This is a genomic window from Pseudomonas rossensis (genome assembly GCF_039888995.1).
GTDB lineage: Bacteria > Pseudomonadota > Gammaproteobacteria > Pseudomonadales > Pseudomonadaceae > Aquipseudomonas > Aquipseudomonas rossensis.
Map to the genome: position 1 here is coordinate 1 of NZ_JBBWCB010000077.1, position 18,187 is coordinate 18,187.

General features: G+C 59.8%; 14 protein-coding genes. 7 read left to right on the forward strand and 7 right to left on the reverse strand.

The features are described 5' to 3' along the window. Positions 1-56: 56 nt before the first annotated feature. Genes WLY71_RS19495 through galB form a run of 3 tightly spaced genes read right to left on the reverse strand, consistent with a single transcriptional unit; the run spans position 57 to position 2,589 of the window. Positions 57-1,139, reverse strand: a complete 1,083-nt coding sequence (locus tag WLY71_RS19495) for a 4-oxalomesaconate tautomerase (RefSeq protein ID WP_347804841.1) — start codon at positions 1,137-1,139, stop codon at positions 57-59. Positions 1,140-1,141: 2 nt separating this feature from the next. After that, positions 1,142-1,858, reverse strand: coding sequence for a 4-carboxy-4-hydroxy-2-oxoadipate aldolase/oxaloacetate decarboxylase (locus tag WLY71_RS19500; RefSeq protein WP_347804842.1), 717 nt, complete (start codon positions 1,856-1,858; stop codon positions 1,142-1,144). After that, a complete protein-coding gene (gene galB / locus WLY71_RS19505; RefSeq protein ID WP_347804843.1) occupies positions 1,855-2,589 on the reverse strand; it encodes a 4-oxalmesaconate hydratase in 735 nt (244 codons plus the stop codon). Before galB ends, WLY71_RS19500 begins: the two co-directional genes overlap by 4 nt. A gap of 157 nt (positions 2,590-2,746) precedes the next feature. Between galB and WLY71_RS19510 the strand changes: the two genes are divergently transcribed. Further along, on the forward strand, positions 2,747-3,952 hold the full coding sequence (locus WLY71_RS19510) for a LysR family transcriptional regulator (protein WP_347804863.1): 1,206 nt from the start codon (positions 2,747-2,749) through the stop codon (positions 3,950-3,952). A gap of 199 nt (positions 3,953-4,151) precedes the next feature. Here WLY71_RS19510 and WLY71_RS19515 read toward each other — a convergent pair whose 3' ends face one another. The 4 genes from WLY71_RS19515 to WLY71_RS19530 form a co-directional block, all read right to left on the reverse strand. After that, positions 4,152-5,399, reverse strand: coding sequence for an OprD family porin (locus WLY71_RS19515; protein ID WP_347804844.1), 1,248 nt, complete (start codon positions 5,397-5,399; stop codon positions 4,152-4,154). A 137-nt stretch (positions 5,400-5,536) separates the two neighbouring features. After that, positions 5,537-6,799 carry a gallate dioxygenase gene (locus WLY71_RS19520; RefSeq protein WP_347804845.1) on the reverse strand — a complete coding sequence of 421 codons (1,263 nt, stop codon included), beginning with the start codon at positions 6,797-6,799 and terminating at the stop codon, positions 5,537-5,539. Between the two features lie 25 nt (positions 6,800-6,824). Beyond that, entirely contained in the window at positions 6,825-8,162 is a 1,338-nt protein-coding gene (locus tag WLY71_RS19525) for an MFS transporter (protein ID WP_347804846.1), read from the reverse strand. A 319-nt stretch (positions 8,163-8,481) separates the two neighbouring features. Continuing rightward, on the reverse strand, positions 8,482-8,973 hold the full coding sequence (locus WLY71_RS19530) for a GNAT family N-acetyltransferase (protein ID WP_347804847.1): 492 nt from the start codon (positions 8,971-8,973) through the stop codon (positions 8,482-8,484). 325 nt (positions 8,974-9,298) lie between these two features. Here WLY71_RS19530 and WLY71_RS19535 point away from each other — a divergent pair, with 325 nt between their 5' ends. From WLY71_RS19535 to dapF, 6 genes are all read left to right on the forward strand, one after another. After that, on the forward strand, positions 9,299-10,597 hold the full coding sequence (locus WLY71_RS19535; RefSeq protein ID WP_347804848.1) for a sialidase family protein: 1,299 nt from the start codon (positions 9,299-9,301) through the stop codon (positions 10,595-10,597). Further along, on the forward strand, positions 10,594-11,208 hold the full coding sequence (locus WLY71_RS19540; RefSeq protein WP_347804849.1) for a hypothetical protein: 615 nt from the start codon (positions 10,594-10,596) through the stop codon (positions 11,206-11,208). Before WLY71_RS19535 ends, WLY71_RS19540 begins: the two co-directional genes overlap by 4 nt. 32 nt (positions 11,209-11,240) lie before the next feature. Beyond that, positions 11,241-13,277 (forward strand): LTA synthase family protein, encoded by a 2,037-nt coding sequence (locus tag WLY71_RS19545; RefSeq protein ID WP_347804850.1) that lies wholly within the window; start codon positions 11,241-11,243, stop codon positions 13,275-13,277. A 379-nt stretch (positions 13,278-13,656) separates the two neighbouring features. Next, complete coding sequence (katG, locus tag WLY71_RS19550; protein WP_347804851.1) at positions 13,657-15,912, forward strand: catalase/peroxidase HPI; 2,256 nt, start codon at positions 13,657-13,659, stop codon at positions 15,910-15,912. Between the two features lie 152 nt (positions 15,913-16,064). Beyond that, the gene (locus tag WLY71_RS19555) at positions 16,065-17,084 is read left to right on the forward strand and encodes an AbrB family transcriptional regulator (protein ID WP_347804852.1); all 1,020 of its coding nucleotides are present in this window, start codon (positions 16,065-16,067) and stop codon (positions 17,082-17,084) included. A 272-nt stretch (positions 17,085-17,356) separates the two neighbouring features. Beyond that, complete coding sequence (gene dapF, locus WLY71_RS19560; protein ID WP_347804853.1) at positions 17,357-18,172, forward strand: diaminopimelate epimerase; 816 nt, start codon at positions 17,357-17,359, stop codon at positions 18,170-18,172. Positions 18,173-18,187 lie beyond the last annotated feature (15 nt).

An 18,187-nucleotide genomic window follows, 5' to 3' on the forward strand; every position in this document is an offset into this window, starting at 1 on the left:
GGATTTACGACTGCTGCGCAGCCGAACGCAGCCTTCGGCAGCTGCTACAGATCGCGTTAAGGATTAGCGGACCAGAGACTATCGGGGATGCACACGACACCCTCGAACAACAGCCGCGCGGTGCGCATCAACCCGCAACCCGCCAGCTGCCCGTCCCGCAGGCGCAGCTCCACGGTGAACTCTCCCGTCGGGTGCTCGACCGACAGTCGCTTCACTTCCCCCGCATCGACACGGGCCAGACCCGCAACCACACTCCCCTCGACCAAGCAGGCAGCCGCGACACTGACCGCCCCGAACACGCCGATGCTGGTGTGGCAGCGATGAGGAATGAAGGTGCGGGTGCTCAGCGCCCCGCCCGTTTGTGCGGGTGCAACCAGGCACATTTTTGGAATATTGCGCCGGCTCACGTCACCCAGATTCATTTGCAGTCCAGCCTGCAAGCGGATCGATTCGAGCCGGGCTTTCAGCTCAGTATCGGCATCCAGTTGTTCAGGGCTCTCATCACCGCTGCAACCCAAATCTTCAGCGCGAATCAGCACCGCCGGCATGCCGTTATCGATGCAGGTGACGTCGACACCGTCGAACACATCAACAACATTGCCGGTCGGCAGCAGCGCTCCACAACTGGAGCCGGCGACATCCTCGAACTCGACGATCAACGGCGCGGCATAACCTGGCACCCCATCGATCCGGGCCCCTCCTGAATAGCTGACGAAACCATTGGGTGTGGGCACATGGGCCACCGCCATCTGCCCGGTGTTCTCCATGAAGATACGCACCGGGGTGATGGCGCCTGTGACCTTCACCAGCCCACGTTCGATGGCGAACGGCCCCACGCCGGCGAGGATATTGCCGCAGTTCTGGCCGTAATCGACACGAGGTTCCTCGACCAGCACTTGCGCGAACAGGTAATCGACATCGGCATCGGCGCGGGTGGAGGATTTGATGATCGCCACCTTGCTGGTCAGCGAGTCGCCGCCACCGATGCCATCGATCTGACGCCCGTCCGGCGAGCCCATCACCGCCAGCAACACACGGTCGCGCAGCGCCGGTTGCTCCGGCAGGTCGCTGGCCAGGAAGTACGCCCCTTTCGACGTCCCTCCGCGCATCAGCAGGCAGGGAATGCGTGTCTGTCCCATGTTCAGTCTCCGAGTTCGTCGAGACTGTCGACGTATAGCAAACCCTTTTCGGCCAGACGCGAACGCATGTCGTAGATGTCGAGCCCCAACTCACCCTTGGCCAGGCGCAGGGCTTTCTGCTCTTCCAGATCGGCGCGGGCGCGACTGGCTTCGACGACTTGCGGGACTTCGTCGCGACGCACGATGACCACACCGTCGTCATCCGCGACGACCACATCGCCTGGATGAACCAACTGACCGGCGCAAACAATGGGAAGGTTGACCGAGCCCAGAGTCTCTTTGATCGTGCCCTGGGCACTGATGGAGCGGGACCAGACCGGGAAGCCCATTTCACGCAGCGTGTGGGTGTCCCGCACGCCGGCGTCGATCACCAATGCGCGCACACCGTGCGCCTTGAGCGAGGTCGCCAACAGGTCGCCGAAGTAGCCATCGGTACACGGCGAGCTCGGGGCAACCACCAGGATATCGCCCGGGCGACATTGCTCGACGGCCACATGGAACATCCAGTTATCACCGGGGGCTACCAGCACCGTGACCGCCGAACCACTGATCACGGTCCCCTGCTGAATCGGCGTGATAGACGGCGTCAGCAGGCCTTTGCGCCCCTGCGCTTCATGAATGGTGGCGACACCGTAGCGACTCAGCTCATCGACAAGCGCAGCCTCGGCCCTGTCGATGTGGCGGACCACGATGCCGGTTTTTCCGATCAGTTCGCTCATGCCAGGTTCTCCGTCACACGCGGGAAGATGCTTTGGTAGCCCTCGGCATAAACGATGTTGCGGCCAGAGGTGATGCCGACGTTGCGCTTGGCTTGCACGCCGCGTTGCAGGGCGACGCGGGTGTAGTACTCCCAGAGATGTTCCTGACCGGCCATACACTGAATGGCAGCGTACTTTTTGTCCCAGACCTCGGTGATGTCCAGCAGCACATCCGGGCGCCATTCGCACTGCTCGGGCTGGTGCGGTTCGAAGCTGTACACCGGCGGTGCGCCGACGATCTTCTCGCCCGGTTTGTAGCCTTCGGCCTGGGCGATGATGCGTGCCTCTTGCGTCAGGTTCATCGCCAGCGGGTGATCGTAGTTGTAGGGGTCTTTCAGCGAGTGGCTGAGGACGAATTCAGGCTGGACCTTGCGAAACACATCGGCCAAGCGAAACAGCGTTTCTTTATCGGCGCGCATCGGGTAGTCGCCGATGTCGAAGAACTCGACGCTGGCGCCCAGAATATCGGCGGCGGCCTGGGCTTCTTCGCGGCGCGCGGCTTTGACTTTCTCTTCGCTCATGTCGCCCTTGCGCCACAGCTTGGCGGACTCACCGCGCTCGCCGAAGGACAGACAGACGATGTGCACGGCGTATCCCTGCTGCGCATGCAGCGCGATGGCACCGCCCGCACGCCAGACGAAATCGGCAGAGTGTGCGCTGACGACCAGCGCGTTTTTCGGTGACTCGATCATTGCGGGTGCTCCTCCTGCGTTTCGAAAGAGCATCGCACTGCGACCCGCCAGCGGAGTAATGCGTTCGAGTGTTCGAGGTATGCGTTTTTTTTATTGCCACCCTATCAGGGCAAAGGCATAGTCCGGCTCAAACGCGGACCTTCAGAGCATGAGCCCCATGGAACCCAGTGAACTTCCCAGCCTGATGCACGTACGGGCCTTCGTCCGGGTGGCCGATCATGGGAGCGTTTCCAAGGCTTCTGTCGCCCTGTTTCGCGCTCAGTCGGTGGTGACCCGGTCGATTTCCGAACTGGAGACCCGGCTTGACGTGCCCTTGTTCGAACGGCACGCCAACGGCATGCGATTGACCGACTTTGGCGAGCGACTGTTGCCCCGGGCACGGCGCGTGCTGGCAGAACTGGACACCGTGCCGAAGCTGTTGGGTGGCGGGGAAAAACAGGCGGTCGAGCCGCTCTATCTGTTCCAGGCCAGGCGCCTGCAAGTGTTCGTCAAACTCTGTGAAACCCACCACATGCAAACCGTGGCGAGCCTCTTGGGGCTGAGCCAACCCGCCGTCAGCTCGACGCTCAAGGTGCTGGAAAGTGGCTGCGGTCAAACCCTCTTCGAGCGCACGCCTCGTGGGTTGCAGCCGACCCGTGCCAGCCATGAAATCCTGTTCCCGATTCGCCGGGCGCTGAACGAATTGCGCCACATCGAAACCGACATCACCGCCATCCGCGGCGCCCTGCAAGGCGTGGTGCACGTTGGCGCCCTGCCCCTGGGCCGCACGCGGATATTGCCCGAAGCCATCGTGCGTCTGATGGCCGAGCATCCGGGTATCCAGGTGATCACCAATGAAAGCCCTTTCGATCTGCTCGCGACCGAACTGCGTGCCGGCGATGTGGATTTCATTTTCGGTGCGTTGCGCTCGGCGGCCTATGCCAGCGACCTCGTCGGCGAGTCACTGCTCACGGAAGAAATGGTGGTGCTGGCACGACGGGGTCACCCGCTCTATGCGAAAACCGACCTGCACGACGAACTCAGCGGTGCCCAATGGGTGCTGCCCCGCGCCGGTTCACCGGCCCGTCAAATGCTCGATGACTGTTTCACCGGGTTCGGCATCGCGACGCCTCGGCCGGTGGTGGAAAGCGGCGACATGGCGATCATTCGTGGCCTGTTGCTGCGCTCGGACATGCTCGCGGCAGTCTCCGCTCATCAGCTGGAACAGGAGATTGCCTCCGGCGAGTTGTGCATTCTGCCGCTGGTGCTGAAACAGACCACTCGGGCCATCGGCCTGACCTATCGCAACGGCTGCCTGCATTCACCGGTGGCTCAAGCCCTGATGGACATGATTCGTCGGGTGATCCGCGAGCAATCCGCGTAGCCAAAGAACACGCAACCTGTAGCAGCTGCCGAGCCTGCGAGGCTGCGAGGCTGCGTTCGAGGACGAAGTCCTCGCAAGTCCTGTGTACGCGGTTTTCCTGAAAGAACCGGTTGCCTGATTTCACGACTGCTGCGCAGCCGAACGCAGGCTTCGCCCGCTGCTACAGGGTTTGCGTCAAGGCGCGTCGCTTAGCCTGGCTTTAGAACAAGCGCAATGGGTAGCTGACGATCAAGCGGTTTTCGTCGAATTCGTTGGTGCTGTAATCGCGGCGGATACTGGAGTTGCGCAGACGCATGTTGAGGTTCTTGAAGGTGCCGCTCTGCACCGTGTAAGCCAGTTCCGATTCACGGCCCCATTCCTTGCCGTCGCTGACCGCTCCAACGTGCACGTTGTCACCGCTGATATAGCGGTTCATCAGGGTCAGGCCGGGCACGCCGAGGGCGACGAAGTTGTAGTCATGGCGTAGCTGCCAGGATTTCTCCCGGGCGTTGTCGTAGCTGTTGTTGTAGCTGTCGTTGGCCAGGGTGCCGCCGCTGGTGCCGTTGACCCGCATCCACGCATCATCGCCGCTGAGTTTCTGCAGGCCGACGTAGAACGTGTTGCCGCCATAACGGGCGGACAGCAGCGCCGAGAAGGTGTGGTTGTCCAGGTCGCCAGCGCGGGCGCTGCCGTCCTCGCGGCCCCGGAAGTAACCCAGATTTGCGCCGAGGGTCCAGGCGCCGAGCGGCTGACTGTGGACGAGTTGCAGATACTGCTGCTGGTAAATGTCTTTGAGCTCGGCATTCCACACACCGATCATCGTGCGTTTTTCGTTGAAGCTGTATTCCCCGCCGACGAAGTTGAAACGATCAGAGGTGAACGCGGTTTTGCCCTGCATGAACATGTCTTCCATGCTCGAATCGTTGCGCGGGCTGTTCTGGCGGAACTGACCGCCGTACAGCGTCAGGCCATCGATATCCTGCGAGGTGATCTGCCCGCCCTGGAAGGTTTGCGGCAACGAGCGGCCATCGTCGGAACGCAGGATCGGCAACACTGGCATCCATTCACCGACCTTCAATTCGGTTTTCTCTACTTTCATTTTCCCGGCGACCGCCAATCGGCCAAAGTCATCGGCAGGACGCCCGTCGCCGTCGATCGGCAACAGTTGCGTACCACCCGTGCCTTTACCGCCGTCGAGCTTGACCGAGTACAGCCCCAACGCATCCACCCCGAAGCCGACCGGGCCTTGAGTGAAACCGGACCTGATGTCGAGGATGAAGCTTTGGGTCCACTCCTCGGCCTTGCTCTGCGGGTAGGCCGGGTTGGTGAAGTTGCGGTTGATGTAGAAGTTGCGCAGGTTCAGGTTCGCGCTGGCATCGTCCAGAAAACCTGCGGCCGAGCCCTCCACAGGAAGCGCGAAAACGACGGCCAGCGTGAAGACGATTCGAGGATCAACGGTGATTTTCATTGTTATTGTTTTCCGATTTTTGGGTAAAGAAATGCCCTGCGCCCGGAAGTGCCGGGCACAGTGAGGTCAATCAAATTCGTTGCGATGGCGGCTCAGAATGAGCCGCCCAAGACTGTTGGAGCGTTGAGCCCTGTTGATCAGCGAGGGGCTTTGCCCGCCACCGAGTAGAGCACCTGTTGGTTTCTGGTTTTCATGAACTCGTCCAGGCTCTGCCCACGCATCGCCGCATAGACCTGCAGATTGGGAATCCCGAGGACCGCCGCGAGTTTTTCCAGGACGAAGAAGATCGCTCCGTAATGGATCAACCCGCGCCAGTCGCGGCGTCGCAGCAGATCGCGTTCCTCTTCGCTCAGCCCGCCTTCATCGAACAGCGCTTCGGGCGCCTCGAGAAAGCGCTGACGCCACTCGGGTTCAATCATGCGGTGCAGAAACTTGTTGAGGCGATACCCCTTGGCGCTGCGTTCCAGCGTGAACGGATACGTCCCCTCGAGTTTCTCGATGCCGGCCAACTGGTGCTGCATATGCTGCAAGTGCCGTGCGTTGACCTCGGCAGGAACGGGCCGGTCCTGATTCTCCAACAGCAAGGTTGCAATGCCGGTCATCGACGGCAGGTAATAGTCCTGATGCAGGTTTTTCACCGTGGCCGACAACGCGCCGCGCATGATCAGCCAGGTGATCACCTCCGAACCCTCCATCCCGCCGAGGGTGGCGAACTCAGCCAGCGTCATTTCGGTCAGGCGCACCGGGTCGTTGACCAGCAAATCAATGAACTGCTCATCCCACTGCGGATTGTTGAAACCGCACCGCTCGCCATGCACCTGATGGGACACGCCACCGGTTGCCACGATGGCCACCTTCAGGTCCTCGGGGTAGCTTTCGATGGCTCGACGCAACGCCAGTCCCAACTTGTAGCAACGTAACGCGCTGGGCACCGGGAACTGCAGCACGCCGACTTGAAGCGGCACGATCTCCACCGGCCAGGCAGGCGTGCAAGGCAACAGCGCCGACATCGGCGAGAAGAAGCCGTGGTCCAGCGGTTTGTCGCGGAAGAAGCTCATGTCGAATTCATCGGCCATCAGGCTTTCGCCAATGTGCCGTGACAGCGCCGCATGCCCGCCGATCGAGGGCAGCGAGCGTGGATTTCCGCCCTCGTCGGCGACCTCGTAACGCTCGTCGACCCCAAGGGAAAACGCGCCGTAGTGGTCGAAGAAAAACGACGTCACATGGTCATTGAAGATGTAGAACAACACATCCGGTTGCTGCTCCTTCAACCAGACCTTGATCGGTTCGAAGCCTTCGAAAATCGGCGCCCAGGCCGCCTCATTCTGTTTATCGTGATCAACCGCGAAGCCGATCGTGGGAGTGTGAGATACAGCGAGGCCACCGATGATGCGTGCCATGACGAGTTCCTTTGTTCGAAAAAGATTATTGCGTCAGCAATGTCTGACTGACCCGGCGCCGCGCATGACCGTTGGCCAGGATCGCCAGTGCCGCGATGAAGGCCGGCAAGCCCAACATAGCGAAGAGCAACGGCAGCCCCAGCCCGAGGCTGAGCACCGCACCGCCGATGAGAGAACCAAAGATAGCCCCGAAGCGGCCGATGCCGAGCATCCAGCTCACACCGGTGGCGCGGAAATCGGTCGGGTAGTAACCGGGCGCAAACGCATTGAGACCGGTCTGCGCACCGCTCATGCAGAAACCCGCGGCAATCACGCCAAACGCCAACAGGCTCGACTCGAGGCTGAACGCCCCCAGCAGCAGAATAAACGCGCCGCCCAAGGCATAAGAGGTGGCAATGACGGTGTTCGGATTACGCCGGTCCATCGCCCAGCCGACCACGATTGCCCCGACGGTGCCGCCGATCTGGAACAGGCCGGTAATGGTGGCCGCCCGTTCGATGGACAAACCACCTTCGCGCAACAACGTCGGCATCCAGCCCATCGTCAGGTAAATCACCAACAACCCCATGAAGTAGGTCAGCCAGAGTGCGAGGGTGCCGAAGCGATAGGGCTCGGCGAACAGCATGCGCACCGGCGCTTTGTGCTGAGCCTGGGGTTCGGCAATCGTAAACGTAGTGGCGGCCGAAAAGGTCCCGCCCAACTTGTTCAGCACCTTGGCGATCTGGCTGGCCGGCGCATTGCGAGCGGCCAGAAAACGTGCCGATTCGGGCAACAGGAGCCAGAGGAATGGCAGCAGCACCAGCGGCAGAATCCCCCCGGCGAGCAGCACCGATTGCCAGCCGTGGCTCGGAATCAGCCAGGCCGCGAGCAAGCCGCCCATCCCCGAGCCCATGTTGAAACCGGTGAACATGAGGGTGATGAACAGCGAACGATTGCGCTCAGGCAGGTATTCAGACAGCAATGTGGTGGTATTGGGCAGCGCAGCGCCCAGCGCCACGCCAGTCAGCAAGCGCAAGGCCGCCAGTTCATAGGGATTGCGGGCAAACGCACACGCCAGGCTCAGTACGCTGAAACCGGTCACGGCAAACAGCAGCACCTTCTTGCGACCCAAGCGGTCGGCGTACGGGCCGGCCGTCAAGGCTCCGATGGCCAGACCGACCATGCCGGCGCTCATCACCGGGCCAAACGCCGCTTTGGAAAGCCCCCACTCCTGAATCAGCGAAGGGGCGATAAACCCCATGACCGCGACGTCGAAGCCATCGAACAGCACAATGAAGAAACACAGGCTCATGATGAGCCACTGGTATCGGGCAACCGGCCGGTTGTCGATCCACGCTTTGATATCGACCGTTTCGTTACTCATGCTTTCACCTTCTTATTTTTGTAGAAATTCCGACACGCCTGGGAATGCTTGCCGGCCACAAGGCCGCCCGACATTCGAATGTTGGGCGTGACTCTAAAGCCGCAGGTGCCTGCCCCGCCTCTGGGAAATCCTTAAGCGGGTATCGGTTTTTCTTATCGGGTGATTTGAACGGTTGCTCCCTCGTCAAACGCGACAGAGCCGATCTGAAGTGTTCACCGTTTGTGCTGCCGCCTTCGCGAGCAAGCTCTGCTCCTACAGGAGCGTGGCTTGCCCGCGAAGAGGCCCGAGCAAACAGCACAAAACCCGGCCCGAAAAATACTCAGAGCCCCCCATGGCGCCCAGTCTTTCTCAAATGTATAAGGGCTACGCGACGCCCGTCCGGCGCCAACCGCTCCTCAACCCCATACGGCACAAACCCGAGCTGCGGATACAGAAGCAGCCCCGCCGTATTCTCGTTGAAACACGACAGCTGCACCTCGCGTGCTCGATGACGTTCAAACGCCAGCCTCACCATCGTCTGCACCAAAAACGTCGCGATCCCTTGCCCCCGAGCCTTGGGTGACACGATCACATTGCCGATCGCGCAAACGCCATCGCGCTCAAACCTGTAAAAGTTAGCAAAGCCCATAACAGAACCGTCCGCCTCAACCACCGTTGAGTCAGAACGTTGAGCAATCGATGCCTGCAGTTGATCTTCCGTCAGGGGGTATTGCGCCTTCGGGAACATAAAGAACAGCTCTTGGGGGGTTTGTGGAAAGGCGCAAAGGGTCGGAATATCTTCAGCGCTGACAGGGCGGTGGGTCAGGTGCATGGTTTGGATCCATCCAAGTGTCGGTTCGACAGATTACTTTTTGCGGATGATGGAGAGAAGCGTGAAATCGGCTTCCTTTTTCACTCTCGTCACCGTTCATGTCCGGCTTTACGACCAACGGCGAGAATGGCCCGTCAATTCCGCTGGCTCGATCGACATCCCTCTAGTCCGGCAGTTTCAGCCTGTCCATTGAGTGTTGCTGATCGACATGGCAGCGCACTACAAACAATTTCTTACAAAATAGAAATTCATATAATCCGATCTTGTACTATCGAGTGTTAATTTGAGCGCCTGATCAGGCCCATGAGATGCCAAAGTCTTAATTATGCGCATCACATTTCCCAGCATTCCTGCCTTCGGTGCATACCTTGCACTTTCTTGCCTTTTTGCAGCCGCGTGGTTCGTCAACCCTGCCAATAAGCACTCTTCCTTTGCCCTGATAAGTCCAGTGATGGCAGTGGCCGGCCAAGTGGCCAAGCCTATTTATACCAGCCGCTTCGCCTCCTCCGGGCTGGTGGATTTCGTGCATTCCTCGGCGGTCACCGCCTTGCCCGACGGCAGCCTGATGACGGTCTGGTTCGCCGGCTCCCGCGAAGGCGCAGCCGATGTGCAGGTGCGCTCCGCCCGTTTCGACCCGAAAACCGGCGAATGGGGGGCTGAACAGGTATTGGCGACGCGGGATTCGACCCAACAGGGCACCCAAAAATACATTCGCAAGCTGGGCAATCCGGTGGTGGCACTCGCGCCGGACAATCGCCTGTGGTTGTTCTACGCGTCCGTGTCCATGGGTGGCTGGGCCGGCAGCGCGGTCAATGTAATGGTTTCAGACGACTTCGGTGAACATTGGTCCGCTCCGCGCCAGCTGATCACTTCACCCTTTCTGAACATCAGCACCCTGGTCCGGTCGGCACCGGTGTTTCATGCCGATGGCTCCATCGGCTTACCGGTCTACCACGAGTTTCTGGGCAAATTTGCCGAGTACCTCTACTTGAGCGCAGACGGCGAAGTGATCGACAAATTCCGCATCAGCCACGGCAATAATTCATTGCAACCCACGGTGGTTCCGCTGGACGGCCAGCGCGGCATCGCCTTGCTGCGCTATGCCGGCGACACCCACCACCGTGTGCTGGCGACCCGCACCGAAGACGCCGGTCAAACCTGGAGTGAGCCTTATCCGCTCGACCCCTCGAATCCGAACTCATCGTTGGCCGCCGTCGCGACGCCCGAACATGGGTTGCTGGTGGCGCTCAACGACCTGCAGGAGGGGCGCTTCAAGCTGAGTCTTTATGGGACCGACGCAAAAATGGACGATTGGCGTTCGTTGCGGGACCTGGACAAGTCACCTGATCCAGCGGGCGCTCCGTTTTCACCCGAGGCCTACAAGGAAATCATCGGTAAAGAGTTCCGCGGTTCCAGCGGCGCACTTCGCCAACCGCTGGAGGCACAGTTCCTGGACAACCTCGACAACCGTGTCTGTAAAAGCCAAGGGTGTGAGTTTGAATATGAATACCCGTACTTCATCCGCAGTCCCGACGGTATGTATCACTTGGTTTATTCCTGGAACAACACCTTCATCAAGCACGTCACCTTCAACGATGCCTGGCTCAACGAGCGTCGCAAATGATCAGCCTGTGGCAAGCCCATGTCAGCTTCGCAATGATCATCTTCCTGGTGCTGCCTTCTTTCGGCATGCACAGGACCTGGCGGATCGCACTGTTGGCCGCATTGCTGGCAGTCAGCTTCATACCGCTGGACGGGTTATCGTTGGCCGCCTATTTGCGCAGCTACATTGATGACCTGGCGATCACCTCAATGGTGTTCATGGCGTGGGGCTGCTTGCGTCGGCTGGACATCCTGCCACCTGCGCGGGGTAAAACCGGCGTATTGATCCTCTTCGCCGCGATGGCCCTGGTGCTGTACCCGGCAACCCTGGGCATGAGTGATCTGGACCCCTATCGGTTTGGCTACAGCCCGCGCCCCATGCTGATTTTTCTCGCCGTGCTGACACTGGGCCTGTTTTACCTGCGCAACGGCCTGGCCGTCGTGATGCTGGCCAGCGCGACCCTGGCCTTCATTGCCGGGATCAAACCTTCGCAAAACTATTGGGATTACCTGGTTGACCCGCTGCTGGGTCTGTATTGCTGCGTGGCACTGCTGATGCTTGCCGTGCGCTGGACGTATCGCCGGGCAACCAAGCGCCGCGGTGCAGTGGGCGATGTGTCCAGTTCCGTTTGAGATTTAACGACTTTATTAACAGGGGAACAGGGATGGGTTGGCTGCACTCGAGACGTTTACATTACTGGCTGGGCGCGACAGCGATTACGTTTGCGCTGTTTGCTGTGCTTCGGGTCATGTTCTTTTTCGGCTATTCCGGTTTCGACGCCAACGCCCTGATCGACAAAAATGACGTCATGGAAACCCTGGGGATCGGCTTTCGTTTCGATCTGCGCCTGGCCATCCTGGCGATGTTACCGTTGGCGTTCCTGGCCTGGATTCCTCGCTGGAACCTGATCGGCAGCCGTCTGCTTCGCCGCATCGCCCGCGTGTATCTGGTCGCGGCCCTGAGCGTCCTGCTGCTGATTTACATCATCGATTTTGGTCATTACGCCTACCTGGGTGTGAGGATCAACGCCACCGTGCTGCGCTTCATCGAGGATGCGCAAATATCCCGTGACATGGTCTGGCAGACCTACCCGGTTATCTGGATTTCATTGGGTTGGCTGGCAACGGTCACGCTGGTGACACTGGCCCTTGTGCGTCTGGAACGCGTAACGCTGGACCGCCCTCGCAAAGCCATTCGCCGGCTCACCGCGACATTGGGTGGCGCGTTGATGGTCGTGGTGGTGCTGCTGGGCATTTTAGGTCGTGTCGAAAACATGAACCTTGAAAACCCGGTCCCGTTGCGCTGGAGCGATGCGTTCTTCTCGGGCAATAACCAGATCGCTGCGTTGGGCTTGAACCCGGTGTTGTTCCTCTACGACACGGTCAAAGTCGGCCAGTCGCGCTATGACGAAGCGCAGGTGCGCGAGCACTACGCGGTGATGGCCAACTACCTGGGGGTAGACAAGCCCGATCCGCAAACCCTTGATTTCGTCCGTCACCAGGCGCCGCAACCCTACAAAATACCGGGCTCCCGGCCACCGAACGTGATGTTCGTCATGCTCGAATCGCTGGGCACCAGCGCCGTCGGGGCCTACGGCAACCCGATCAATCCGACGCCGAACATCGATCGCCTGGCCACGCAGAGCTGGTTCTTCGAGCACTTCTATGTGCCGGTGACGGGGACCGCAAAAACCGTCTGGGCCAGCATCAGCGGTGTGCCTGACGTCACCCGTCAGGAAACCGCGACGCGTAATCCGTTGATCACCAAGCAAAACACACTGATCAACGCCTTCACCGGTTACGACAAGATCTACACCATCGGCGGTAACTCCGGCTGGGCCAACATGAATGCCTTGATTCGGCAAAGCATCGACGGCGTTCGCTTATTTGAAGAGCGGGACTGGAAGTCCCCGGTGGTGGATGTCTGGGGGATTTCCGATCTGGACCTGTTCAAGGAAACCGACCAGATCCTGCAAGCACTGCCCAAGGACAAACCGTTCTTCGCCTATGTACAGACGGCCGGGAATCACCGCCCCTTCACGATTCCCAAGACCAATGATGGATTCGAGGTCAAGCACCCTACCCTGGCCGAAGTACAGGCCGCAGGGTCGCGCAGTGTCGAGCAGTACAACGCCGTGCGTTTGCTGGACTTCAACATCGGACGCTTGATGGAAATCGCCAAAGCAGGCGGCTGGTACGACAACACCATTTTCGTGCTGTTTGGCGACCACAACACCCGTATCGCGCAGATCCCGTTCCTGGCACCGGCCTACGAGCAACTGGGTCTGGAAAGCAACGCGGTGCCGATGATCATCCACGCGCCGGGCTTGCTCGGGACGCGTAAGGTCAAGGAAGCGGTCGGCCTGGTGGACTTGCTGCCCACCGTGGCGGGCATGGCCGGCCTTGAGTTTCGCAACAGCGGCATGGGCCGTGACATTCAGCAGCCCGCTCCCGAGGGTGAACGCGTGGTACCCCTGGTACTGCGTGAGGGGACATTCCCACTGATTGCTGGCGTGACTCAACACTACATGGTGCAGATGGAGCATGACGGCAGCTCGCCAAGTCTCCATGACCTGGCCTCACCAACGCCGCTGGACAACGTCGCCGAGCAAAACCCTGAAGAGTTCAAGCGCCTGTCGCAACTGACCCGCGCCATGCATGAAACCTCAAGGTTGATGCTGTACCAGAACGTGCGAAAGTGACGGCTTTCCCGCGTCTATGCTTCAAATAGACGCGGGGCCTCCCCGTGACGCCAGTAAAAGACTCTGCCTATCACGACCCAATACTCCCCCTATTAGCTGACTTCCCAACTGGGGTCTAACCTTATTCGAGCGCCGGCACCATAAGCCGGCCGGTCAAGAGCTGATAAGGAGATAGGAATGGGTCAGAAGCCTGACTAAACCTGCCGTAGGCCACCGTGCAGGCAACTCGATTGCCGCTGTTCAGAATTCCCGTGTGATCAAAACAATCAGTTGATCAAACTGCTGGCCCTGCAGCCTGTGTCATTGGTTTCGCCCGTTGCTATTTAACGCCCACGTTGGGCCGAATAGCCGGATGAATACGACCAAAGGTAGCTCACACATGGCAAACGAATCGAAATGCCCGTTCCTTAGCGCCGCTGGCGGTGGCACGACAAACCGCGACTGGTGGCCGAACCAACTGAATCTGAAGATCCTCCATCAGCACTCGTCCCTGTCCGACCCCATGGACGAGGGCTTCAACTACGCCGAAGCATTCAAAAGCCTGGACTTTGAAGCGGTCAAAAGAGACCTGACTGCGTTGATGACCGATTCCCAGGACTGGTGGCCGGCGGACTTCGGTCACTACGGGCCACTCTTCATTCGCATGGCTTGGCACTCTGCCGGTACGTACCGCACCGGTGACGGTCGTGGTGGCGCCGGCTCCGGTCAGCAACGCTTCGCGCCGCTCAACAGTTGGCCGGACAACGTCAGCCTCGACAAGGCACGCCGGCTGCTCTGGCCGATCAAGCAAAAATATGGCCGCAAAATTTCCTGGGCAGATCTGATCGTCCTCACCGGCAACGTTGCGCTGGAATCCATGGGCTTCAAAACCTTCGGCTTTTCCGGCGGTCGTGCGGACGTTTGGGAACCGGATGAGGACGTCTACTGGGGCTCCGAAAACAAGTGGCTGGGCGGCGACACCCGCTACGGCAAAGACAAGGAACCCATGCAAGAGCCCGGCGAAGGCCCACTCGTTGCCGAGCCGGGGGAAAATGAGGAGAGCCGCACCGACCAGGGGCGCAACCTGGAAAACCCGCTCGCCGCCGTGCAAATGGGCCTGATCTACGTCAACCCGGAAGGCCCGGAAGGCAACCCCGACCCGGTCGCTGCCGGGAAGGACATCCGTGAAACCTTCGCGCGCATGGCGATGAATGACGAAGAAACCGTGGCACTGATCGCCGGCGGCCACGCCTTCGGCAAGACCCACGGCGCCGGACCTGCCGACAATGTCGGCGCCGAGCCCGAAGCGGCTGGCCTCGAAGCCCAAGGCTTTGGCTGGAAGAACAGCTTCGGCACCGGCAAAGGGCCGGACACCATCACCAGCGGCCTGGAAGTGACCTGGACCACCACGCCCACCCGGTGGAGCAACAACTACCTGGAGAACCTGTTCGGCTTCGAGTGGGAACTGAGCAAAAGCCCGGCCGGTGCGAGCCAGTGGATACCGAAAAACGGTGCCGGTGCGGGCATCATTCCGGATGCTCACGACCCGTCCAAGCGTCGTAATCCGACCATGCTGACCACCGACCTGTCGCTGCGATTCGACCCGATCTATGAACCGATTTCGCGGCGCTTCCTGGCCAATCCAGACCAGTTGGCCGACGCATTCGCCCGCGCCTGGTTCAAGCTGATCCACCGCGATATGGGTCCCCTCTCCCGCTACCTCGGCCCGGAAATGCCGAGCGAAGAGCTGCTGTGGCAAGACCCGATTCCAGCGGTCGACCATGCCTTGGTCAACGACAGTGACGTCGCCGCACTCAAGAGCAAACTCCTGGCCTCGGGCCTGACCGTCTCGCAGCTTGTATCAACGGCTTGGGCGGCGGCTTCGACCTTCCGTGGCTCCGACAAACGCGGCGGTGCCAACGGTGGGCGTTTGCGTCTGGCCCCGCAGAAGTTCTGGCAGGCCAACCAGCCTGAGCAATTGGCGAACGTGCTGGCGAAACTCGAAGGCATCCAAAGCGAGTTCAACAGCGGCGGCAAGAAGATCTCGCTGGCAGACCTGATCGTGCTGGCCGGTAACGCGGGCGTCGAACAGGCGGCGAAAAATGCCGGTCAAACCGTGACGGTGCCGTTCACACCAGGACGGATGGACACCTCCCAAGAGCAAACGGACGTGGAATCCTTCGGCTTCCTCGAACCCATCGCCGATGGCTTCCGCAACTACCTCAAAGGCAGATACAGCGTAGCGGCCGAGCAGCTGTTGATCGACAAGGCGCAACTGCTGACACTGACCGCGCCAGAAATGACCGCGCTCATTGGCGGCATGCGCGTGCTGAACACCAACGTCGGACAAACCAAACACGGCGTGTTCACGAAGCAGCCGGAAGCGTTGACCAACGACTTCTTCAAAAACCTGCTGGATATGGGCGTGGAATGGAAACCGGTGTCGGAGGCTAATGAGGAGTTTGAAGGCCGCGATCGCAAAACCGGCGAAGTGAAGTGGACCGGCACCCGTGTCGACCTTGTCTTCGGCTCACATGCGCAGCTGCGTGCGTTGGCGGAAGTGTATGCAACCGCTGATGCGCAGGAGAAGTTCGTCAAAGACTTCGTAGCCGCCTGGGCCAAAGTGATGGGCCTGGATCGCTTCGACCTTAAGTAACACGAGCGTTAATGCTGAAACTGCAACGCCTCCCACTGTGGAGGCGTTGTGCTTTTTGTCACTTGACGCTTCACGCCGTTAGATGGGAAAACGTGCGTGGCCCGGATGCAAGCGTTGGGTTCGGCATGAATCAAGGAAGACTCATCAACACCATGAAAACCCTACTGTGTTTGCTGATCGCCACCGGCGTCGGCACCGCGCTGCAATATGCCGGTCTCCCCCATGGCCTGTTGCTGGGCTCGATACTCGCCACCGCATTGATCGCCAGCAACTTGCGTTTTTCCCCCACGCTGCCCTTCAGCCTTGGCTACGTGCAAATCGTATTGGGGATCGCGACCGGCCTGATGTTCACCTCGTGGAACAGCCAAACGGGGGCCGCCATGTTACCCAGCCTGGGCTTCATGCTGCTGGGCCTGACGGCCCAAAGTGCCGTGGCCGGCGTGTGGCTGCTCAAGGTCTCGGGATGGAACCCGAAGGACTCCCTGTTAGCCGTGTATCCGGGCGCACTCGCCGCCGTGTTCGATTTGCTCGAGTCCGAGCGCGCGTCCAGCAAGGTGATCGTCGTGCACCTGGTGCGACTGCTGTCGATCACCGTGCTGGTCAGCTTCTGCATTCCCGGGCAGACCGACGTGGCGCTTGCCGAGAGCAGCCCGCTGCTCATGAGTACCGCGCTGACCCTGCTATCGCTGATCGCCTTGTGCCTGTTGCTCGGCCGCTTGCTGTTGCGCGTCGGCGTTCCGGCACCGTTCATGCTCACCGCGATCGTCGTCACCGGCGTCTACATCAAACTGGGCTATCTCCAGGCCTTCCACCTGCCGTCATGGAGTGTCGACACCGCCGTGGTCCTCCTCGGCGTGCTGATTGGCTCGAAATTCAAAGACATCAGCCTCGCAGAACTCGTCCGCCACGGACGAGCCGGGCTGATGGCCGTCGGCCTGATGCTGCTGATCGCAGCAGCGTTTGCCGCAGTGGCCGGACGGGTACTGGGCAGCGATCCCTTGTCGTTGTGGCTGGCGTACATGCCTGGCGCCATCGAAACCATCGCCCTCGTCGCCTTCAGTGGCGGGCTGAACGTGGTGTTCATCCTGACCCATCACCTGGTGCGAATGGTCGTGCTGCACTTTGCGCCAGCGTTGGTCGTTCAGGCGCGGCACTGGCGGGAGGATGTCTGATCGCAGAAAGGACTAAGCGGGAGAGATCGTGGCCAGGGCACCAATCAAAATGGTCAACACCAGAAATCCACCCAGGAAAATCGCCATCTTGCCCATTGGGCCTCCTACATTATGAGTTTGCGGTGCAGCCGTTGCCGCGACTGCGGAGCGTGCCGATATTGTGAGCCGGCGGCTGTGTGCGTTACAGATGCAGATGACGCAGGAAAATACGGATCAGAAAACCGAATTGGGGCTAGATCGCCTTTAAACGTCAATTCCGCCAGGATCTATTTATGCCGCTGAGTTTTCATAAAATGCACGCCAATGGCGATGACTTCGTTATTGTGGACTCGCGAAACGCGGCCAATCCAATGACAAGTACCCTGGCTCGGCGAATGGGTGATCGGAACCGAGGAATCGGATTCAATCAACTCGCGGTGGTGCTCGATTGCGATGATGCAGATGCGCGTTTGATGTTTTGGAATGCAGATGGCTCCACGCTGGATGTTTGTGGCAGCGCAACGCGGGGTGCCGCGGATATGCTGATGCGCGAATCAAATACCACTTCGATAGCGCTCCGAACCAACCGTGGCCTACTCACTTGCGAACGAACTTCGACCGGCGCAGTTTCTGTGAACATGGGGGAGCCGCTTTTCGGCTGGTCGGATATTCCCCTGGCTCTGGAACTGGATACAGCTGTTTTGCCACTTGCTGGTGACCCAACAGCGTGCAGCATGGGAAATCCGCACTGCACCTATGTTGTGGATGATCTGACGGCCATTGATATAGCGACAATCGGACCGACAATTGAAACCAACCCCCTATTCCCCCTCAGGACGAACGTACATTTCGTCCAGATCATTAACCGGAAGCACATTCGGTTGCGCATTTGGGAGCGATGGGGTGGTATTCCGCTCGGTTCAGGTTCCTGCTCTTGTGGCGCCGCTGTTAACGGAATTCGTCGTGGTTTATTAGACAACTCCGTTGAGGTTGAATGTGATGGCGGAACCGTAACGGTTCAATGGGATGGCGTGGGGCCTGTCTTTCTTATCGGACCGGTAGAGACAGCTTTTTCGGGAATGATCACGGATAGCTTATTGCACGTTTAATAGCGGCTATATCGT

Excerpts from the sequence above, each read along its gene's own strand:
- WLY71_RS19495 (WP_347804841.1), bottom strand. The coding sequence starts at position 1,139 with ATGGGACAGACACGCATTCCCTGCCTGCTGATGCGCGGAGGGACGTCG.
- WLY71_RS19500 (WP_347804842.1), bottom strand. The coding sequence starts at position 1,858 with ATGAGCGAACTGATCGGAAAAACCGGCATCGTGGTCCGCCACATCGAC.
- galB (WP_347804843.1), bottom strand. The coding sequence starts at position 2,589 with ATGATCGAGTCACCGAAAAACGCGCTGGTCGTCAGCGCACACTCTGCC.
- WLY71_RS19510 (WP_347804863.1), top strand. The coding sequence starts at position 2,747 with ATGGAACCCAGTGAACTTCCCAGCCTGATGCACGTACGGGCCTTCGTC.
- WLY71_RS19515 (WP_347804844.1), bottom strand. The coding sequence starts at position 5,399 with ATGAAAATCACCGTTGATCCTCGAATCGTCTTCACGCTGGCCGTCGTT.
- WLY71_RS19520 (WP_347804845.1), bottom strand. The coding sequence starts at position 6,799 with ATGGCACGCATCATCGGTGGCCTCGCTGTATCTCACACTCCCACGATC.
- WLY71_RS19525 (WP_347804846.1), bottom strand. The coding sequence starts at position 8,162 with ATGAGTAACGAAACGGTCGATATCAAAGCGTGGATCGACAACCGGCCG.
- WLY71_RS19530 (WP_347804847.1), bottom strand. The coding sequence starts at position 8,973 with ATGCACCTGACCCACCGCCCTGTCAGCGCTGAAGATATTCCGACCCTT.
- WLY71_RS19535 (WP_347804848.1), top strand. The coding sequence starts at position 9,299 with ATGCGCATCACATTTCCCAGCATTCCTGCCTTCGGTGCATACCTTGCA.
- WLY71_RS19540 (WP_347804849.1), top strand. The coding sequence starts at position 10,594 with ATGATCAGCCTGTGGCAAGCCCATGTCAGCTTCGCAATGATCATCTTC.
- WLY71_RS19545 (WP_347804850.1), top strand. The coding sequence starts at position 11,241 with ATGGGTTGGCTGCACTCGAGACGTTTACATTACTGGCTGGGCGCGACA.
- katG (WP_347804851.1), top strand. The coding sequence starts at position 13,657 with ATGGCAAACGAATCGAAATGCCCGTTCCTTAGCGCCGCTGGCGGTGGC.
- WLY71_RS19555 (WP_347804852.1), top strand. The coding sequence starts at position 16,065 with ATGAAAACCCTACTGTGTTTGCTGATCGCCACCGGCGTCGGCACCGCG.
- dapF (WP_347804853.1), top strand. The coding sequence starts at position 17,357 with ATGCCGCTGAGTTTTCATAAAATGCACGCCAATGGCGATGACTTCGTT.